This window comes from Serratia sp. J2 (genome assembly GCF_046269175.1).
In the GTDB taxonomy this organism is placed as follows: domain Bacteria; phylum Pseudomonadota; class Gammaproteobacteria; order Enterobacterales; family Enterobacteriaceae; genus Chania; species Chania fonticola_C.
In genome coordinates this window covers 1-6,691 of sequence record NZ_JBKABN010000060.1, presented here as the reverse complement: position 1 = coordinate 6,691, position 6,691 = coordinate 1, and the positions used below count along the sequence as shown (strand labels likewise).

The following is a 6,691-nucleotide window of genomic DNA, read 5'->3' as shown; positions in this document are numbered from 1 at the left end:
ACAGCTCGCTGTGATACTGGCCGCGATACTCCGACGGGGAACGTTCGGTGTTCTTGCGAAACAGGCGGCAGAAATAGTTGCTGTCGACAAACCCGCAGGCGTGCGCCACTTCTTTCACCTTCATGTCATAGCGTTTAAGCAGGTGCTTCGCCTGCTCCAGCCGCACGTGATTGAGATATTCGTTAAACCCGATGCCACCAGCCTTCTGGAACAGATGAGAAAGGTAATTCGGTGAGATATAAAATGCCTGGGCCACCGACTCACGGGTGAGCGGCTCGCGATAATGCTCCTCCAGGTGACCCCGCACAGCATCAAACAGCGCCTGACTACGTGAGGCGGTTCTCACCGAGGTACCAAACAGATCGAGCGCATGGCTAAGCAAGCCCTTCACCAGGAAACGCGCAGTGGGCTGATCGCTCTGGTGCCAGGAGAGTTCGTTAAGCGCCTGCAACATAAACGACCCCACGCGCGGGCCACGGCGCGCCACGTTATCCTTACCCAGCGGCAGAGTATTTTCCCCATCCCAGCCCAACAGGCTATAGCCCAGTTGCTGCTTGCCAAACAGCAGGCTGAGCGTGGTCGTCGGTTGCTGCCAGCGCGGGCTGTTCCAGCCATGCGCCGGGACAAACAGCACATCCCCCGGCAGCAATGTCTGCTGTTGCCGCACTCCCTGGCTGCCCTCCCATTCCATTTCCTGCTCCCCGTCCACCACCAGCTCAAGGCGCGGAAAGCCTACCTGATAGGCCAGCTCCGGGGCCGGATGTTGATTACCGGCAAAATAAACCTGCCGGATCCCCTGCCCATCATCGAGCAGCGGAGCCAACACGGCCACCAGCGGGTGTTTCATCGGGAATAATCCTTCAAACCAAGTGGACAACGAGACTTGATAATAACCAATAGCGGCGAGGAAAACGCGGGAGTAGAACAAGAAAAGGGCGCCGAAGCGCCCTTGAGTAAAAACATCGTGGTGGATCAGACTACCTGGTCACGCAGGCGCTGAGCCGCTAACACCATGTTAGCCAGCGACTGGCGGGTTTCTGGCCAGCCACGGGTTTTCAGGCCGCAGTCTGGGTTGACCCACAAGCGTTCCGCCGGGATGTTCTGCGCCGCTTTACGCAGCAGCGCTTCGATCCATTCTACGCTTGGCACGTTCGGCGAGTGGATGTCGTAAACGCCCGGCCCGATTTCGTTCGGATAGTCGAACTCTTTGAACGCTTCCAGCAGATCCATATCGGAACGAGAGGTTTCGATGGTGATCACGTCGGCATCCAGCGCCGCGATAGAATCCATGATGTCGTTGAACTCGCAATAACACATGTGGGTGTGGATCTGGGTATCGTCCTGCGCCACGGCGGCGTTCAGTTTGAAGGCATCCACCGCCCAGTCGAGGTATGCGGCCCAATCGGACTGGCGCAACGGCAGGCCTTCGCGCAGTGCAGGCTCGTCGATCTGGATAATACCGATACCGGCCTTCTCCAAGTCTTCCACTTCGTCACGCAGTGCCAGCGCAATCTGCTTGGCGATCACTTCACGGGTCACATCTTCACGCGGGAAGGACCAGCAAAGAATGGTCACCGGGCCGGTCAACATGCCTTTTACCGGCTTGTCGGTCAGCGATTGAGCAAATTTGGCCCACTCTACGGTGATGGCTTCCGGGCGGCTGATATCGCCAATAATCACCGGTGGTTTCACGCAGCGGGAACCGTAGCTCTGTACCCAACCATTTTGGGTGAACACGAAGCCGTCCAGGTTCTCGCCGAAGTATTCCACCATGTCGTTACGCTCGGCTTCGCCGTGCACCAGCACGTCCAGCCCCAGGCGTTCCTGCTCGGCGATAGCCTGCTTGATATGTTCGCCGATGCTGGTGCGGTAGTTGCTACCATCCAGACGGCCCTGCTTGAAGTCCAGGCGCAGGCCGCGGATTTCGGTGGTCTGCGGGAAGGAGCCGATGGTGGTGGTTGGCCAGGCAGGCAGATTAAAGCGATCGCGCTGAGCCTGGGCACGTTGCTCATAAGGGCGCTGACGTTCACTGTCTTTGGCAGTGATAGCCGCCAAGCGTTTTTCAACCTGTGCATTATGCACACGGCTGGATTGGCGGCGGGCGCGGATTGGTGCGCTATAGGCATCCAGTTTGGCTTGTTTGTCTGCCCCTGGTGCATTCAGAGCTGAGCTCAACAACGCCAGCTCGGCACATTTTTGCAGTGCAAAGGCGAACCAGCTTTTCACTTCTTCGTCCAGGCGGCTTTCCACACTCAGATCGATCGGGCTGTGCAGCAGTGAGCACGAGGTGCCAATCCACAACGGACGGCTACCGACCAGCGGCTGAAGGCGTTCAAACCAGCTGCTCACATCGGCACGCCAGACGTTACGGCCATTGATCACCCCAAGCGACAGCACCCACTCTTTCGGCAACGCGTTGTTCAGGGCAGCGGCATCATCTTTGCCTGCGACCAGATCCACATGCAGCCCCTGCACCGGCAGTTCGCGGATGGTGTCTAGGTTATGGCCAATGCTGTCGAAATAGGTAGTCAGCAGCAGTTTGACCTGGCCTTGCAGCGCGGCGTAAGCCGGTTTAAAGGCCTCCAACCAGGCTTTAGGCAGTTCCAGCACCAGCGCAGGCTCGTCGATCTGTACCCACTCAATGCCGCGTTTGGCCAGTTCAGCCAGCACTTGCTGGTAGACCAGCAGGATATCGTTCAGCAGCGACAGGCGGTCGAACTGCTCACCCTTCACCTTGCCCAGCCACAGATAGGTTACCGGGCCCAACAGCACCGGCTTGATTTTGTGACCCAGCGCCAATGCTTCGTCAACTTCATCCAGCAGTTGAGTCCAGCCCAGTTTGAACTGCTGGCCTTGAGTAAACTCAGGCACCATGTAGTGGTAGTTGGTGTTAAACCATTTGGTCATTTCCGCCGCCGCAGCAGGTTCACCGGTGGGTGCGCGGCCACGGCCAATACGGAACAGGGTATCGAGGTCGATCGAGCCATCCTGGTTTTGATGACGCGCCGGGACGTTGCCCAGCAGCAGGCTGGTGGTCAGCACGTGATCGTACCAGGCGAAATCGCCAACCGGCACCAAATCCACCCCGGCCTGCTGTTGTTGTTGCCAGTGACGAGCGCGCAGCTCGCGGCCAACCGCCAACAGCTCTTCCTGTGTTGAATTACCTGCCCAGTAACTTTCCTGCGCTTTTTTCAGTTCACGACGCAGACCAACGCGTGGAAAACCCAGTGTGTGATTTAGAATTGTCATCGTCATATTTCCCATTTAGCCGTCCAGATGTTTACACATCCATAATCCGCAGGTACTGTATGATCCACAAGCGCAATATTTTCACTGTCACTGTGAAGGACTCTCATGATCGAACTGAAACACTTACGGACCCTACAGGCTCTGCGTAATACCGGCTCCCTGGCCGCCGCCGCCGCACAGCTTCATCAGACACAGTCAGCCCTTTCGCATCAGTTCAGCGATCTGGAGCAGCGTCTGGGCTTTAAGCTGTTTGTTCGTAAAAGCCAGCCGCTGCGCTTTACCGCTCAGGGGGAGATCCTGCTACAGCTGGCAGAACAGGTATTGCCGCAGATCCAACAGGCGTTACAAGCCTGCCACGAGCCGCATCAAACCACGCTGCGCATCGCCATCGAATGCCACAGCTGTATTCAGTGGCTGACTCCGGCGTTGGACAACTTCCGCTCCTATTTCCCGCAGGTGGTGATGGATTTCAAGTCCGGCGTGACGTTCGATCCGCAACCTGCCTTGCAGCAAGGGGAACTGGATCTGGTGTTGACCTCGGATATCTTGCCGCGCAGCGGGCTGCACTATTCGCCGATGTTCGACTTTGAAGTCCGGCTGATCCTGGCCCCCGATCACCCGCTGGCCAATAAGCCGCACATTGAACCGGCAGACCTGAGTGATGAAGTGCTGATGATCTACCCGGTACAGCGCCAACGGCTGGATATCTGGCGCCATTTCCTGCAACCGGCAGGCGTCAGCCCGGCGCTGAAAAACGTCGATAACACGCTGTTATTGATTCAAATGGTGTCAGCCAGAATGGGGATCGCCGCGTTACCGCACTGGGTAGTGGAGAGTTTTGAGCGCCAGGGGCTGGTGGTCACCAAGACGCTCGGGGATGGCCTGTGGAGCCGGTTATATGCCGCCACTCGTGACGGCGAGCAGCGCCAGACGGTCACCGAAGCCTTTATCCGTTCGGCACGTCAGCACGCCTGCGATCACCTGCCGTTCGTGCGTGATGCCGCCAGGCCGATGGGCAGCCTGCCAGACACTCAATCCTTAGCCTCTTTGAGCTAGAGGCTAGCCGCTTTCGGCGCAACCCAGCGCCGATGTACCCATAGCGAAGCGACAATCACCGAGCCACCGATAATAAAGCTGGCCCAGTGCGGCTGCTGATGCCAAACAGCAAAATTAACCAGCAGGCCCGCGGGCACATGCATATTGTTCATGATGCCCAGCGTACCGGCGTCCACCTGTGTCGCCCCGTAATTCCACATAAAGTAGCCCAGCCCGGAAGCCACCACGCCCAGCCAGACCAAAATGCCCCATTGCAGGTTGGTGGTTGGCAGCTGGTTCGGATTACCCCACAGGAACCAGGCGACCACCGCTACTGCCGCCGCGCCCAGATAGAACCAGGAAAATGCGGTATGTTGCGGCAGCGGGTGCACTTCCATCAGGCGTTTGTAACCCACCATGCCGATGGCGAAACTGATATTCGCCGCCTGAACTAGCAGCAACCCCCACCAGAAGTGATCGCTCAGTTGGTGGTAGCGGATAATCGCCGCCCCCAGCACGGCCAGCAACGCGCTGAACAGATAGCCCCAACGCAGACGGCGGCCGCTGATCAGATCGTAAATCAGCGTGATATACAGCGGCGTAAGCACCGTAAACAGCAGGAATTCCGACACGGTCAGATAGATAAAGGCACGGAAGCTGATCAGATACATGATGCCAAGCTGGAAGGCGCCCACCAGCATATACAGCAGGATCACTTTCAGCTTGATATTGCGCCAGCGCAGGAACGGCAGAAACACCAGCGCCGCCAGCCCAACGCGCATCAGCACCGAGAACCAGCTGTCGACATTGCCTGCCAGGTATTCGCCGATCAGGCTAAAAGAAAATGCCCATAAAATGGTGGTAATAACCAGAAGCAGCACGACAAGTTCACCCTAAAAGATCCGAAAGGGCGATTGTAGCGGAAGCAGAACAACAATGTGGCGCAAAGGAGGTTTACGTCTGAGTGCAAAATAAACTAACGAGCAATTTTGCCTGACTACGTTAGGCTTAAGACTACGGAGAGAACCGGAGATATATATGAAACGTCACCTTATTATCACCACCCTGCTATGGCTGCCTTGGTTGGCTGTGGCAGAAAACGGCGTCACTACGCTCAGCCAGCAACAGCAATTTCTTAACCAGCGCAGCCAGCAGGCACAACAACAGCGCATGCTGAACAATCAGCAGATGGAGCAGCGCCAGCAGCAGAGTTATCAACTCAAGGCCAACCAGCCCAAAATGCTGCCCTATAACGGCAATAACAACCCGATGCAGCCACAGATGACCACTGGCAAGATGCTGCAAAACGGCAATCAGCCGGTTAATCCCTTTAACCAGACTGCTCCGGTAATACCGCAGGCGCCGCTCCCGGCTACACCCTGACCCCCATAATGGTGAGGATTAACGGGGTGGTGATCGCAGCCAGCGCGGTGGACATCACCAGGCTGGTAGCGGCAGGGCCGGTCAGCACGTTGAACTGCCGCGACATCAGGTAGACATTTACCCCCACGGCCATTGATCCCAGCAGTACCACCACACGGGTCTCCATCGGGGGTAAATCCATTGACCAAGCCAGCAACCAGACCACCATCGGCTGAACGATCAGCTTGAGGAAGCAGATGCCGCTACTCAGTTGCCAGCCCTCGCTGATACGGTATTCCGCCAGCCCCATGCCGAGTACCACTAGCGACAGCGGAGCCGCCACCTGACCCAGCATGCTGACCGGCTGATCGACAAACACTGGCAGAGGCAGGCCGGTCAGGCTGAACAGCGTGCCAGACAGGATGCCGATAATCAGCGGGTTGGTCAGCACGCTGCGCGCTGTCTTGATAAATCCTTGCAGCGTGGGGGAGCCATTGCGCGCCCATTCGATAGAGATGGTCACCAACGTCCACAAAATCAAGCCGTTAAAGACCAGCACCAGAGCCACCGATGGGATGGCCTCCTCTCCCAGCATCACCGTGGCGATCGGCAGGCCAAGCATGACGTTATTGGAGAAAATGCCGCCCAGAGCAAATACCGAACCCGAAACGCCGTCCAGCTTGAAGAGCCGCCGTGCGGCAATGCGGCCAATCACGAAGACAATCAGGCAACTGCCGAAGAAGGCGATCAGCAGGCGAGCATCCACCGCCGGACGTTGTGAAAAATCGCACATCATGCGAAACAGCATGGCAGGCAGGGCGAGGGAAAAGACAAAACGGGTCAGGCCATCGGTGATGGTCGCTGGCCACTTTCCCCAGCGGATAAGGCCATATCCCAGCACGATCAGCACAAATAACGGCAAAGACAGCACTATCTGGTGCCACAGCGAAACAATAAAGGCAGGCATCGTATCCCTTCCGATGGCGCGGCGGCAACGGGCTGACGTCGCTATGTTCTGGTCTGGTAAAATATCCCCTCACCCCAG

At 57.4% G+C, this 6,691-nt stretch carries 6 protein-coding genes; 2 read left to right on the top strand and 4 right to left on the bottom strand.

Features of this window, described 5'->3' with window-relative positions; translation table 11 throughout:
- Together ACKWMY_RS27620 and metE are read right to left on the bottom strand one after the other, a co-directional pair.
- Positions 1-847: helix-turn-helix domain-containing protein (locus ACKWMY_RS27620; protein ID WP_029712102.1), on the bottom strand; the 847-nt coding region annotated here is incomplete at its 3' end.
- A gap of 125 nt (positions 848-972) precedes the next feature.
- Positions 973-3,249, bottom strand: a complete 2,277-nt coding sequence (gene metE, locus ACKWMY_RS27615) for a 5-methyltetrahydropteroyltriglutamate--homocysteine S-methyltransferase (protein ID WP_409487466.1) — start codon at positions 3,247-3,249, stop codon at positions 973-975.
- A gap of 105 nt (positions 3,250-3,354) precedes the next feature.
- On the opposite strand from metE, the gene metR reads away from it, so the two are divergent.
- Positions 3,355-4,305 carry an HTH-type transcriptional regulator MetR gene (gene metR, locus ACKWMY_RS27610; RefSeq protein ID WP_024531203.1) on the top strand — a complete coding sequence of 317 codons (951 nt, stop codon included), beginning with the start codon at positions 3,355-3,357 and terminating at the stop codon, positions 4,303-4,305.
- On the opposite strand, the gene ACKWMY_RS27605 is transcribed toward metR, so the two are convergent.
- Positions 4,302-5,165, bottom strand: coding sequence for a carboxylate/amino acid/amine transporter (locus ACKWMY_RS27605; protein WP_024531204.1), 864 nt, complete (start codon positions 5,163-5,165; stop codon positions 4,302-4,304). The two genes, metR and ACKWMY_RS27605, sit on opposite strands and share 4 nt — an antisense overlap.
- 157 nt (positions 5,166-5,322) lie before the next feature.
- On the opposite strand from ACKWMY_RS27605, the gene ACKWMY_RS27600 reads away from it, so the two are divergent.
- The gene (locus ACKWMY_RS27600) at positions 5,323-5,667 is read left to right on the top strand and encodes a hypothetical protein (protein WP_309047993.1); all 345 of its coding nucleotides are present in this window, start codon (positions 5,323-5,325) and stop codon (positions 5,665-5,667) included.
- Here the strand turns inward: ACKWMY_RS27600 and ACKWMY_RS27595 are convergent.
- Positions 5,657-6,613 carry an AEC family transporter gene (locus ACKWMY_RS27595; protein WP_098929121.1) on the bottom strand — a complete coding sequence of 319 codons (957 nt, stop codon included), beginning with the start codon at positions 6,611-6,613 and terminating at the stop codon, positions 5,657-5,659. The genes ACKWMY_RS27600 and ACKWMY_RS27595 overlap by 11 nt on opposite strands.
- Positions 6,614-6,691: the final 78 nt, after the last annotated feature.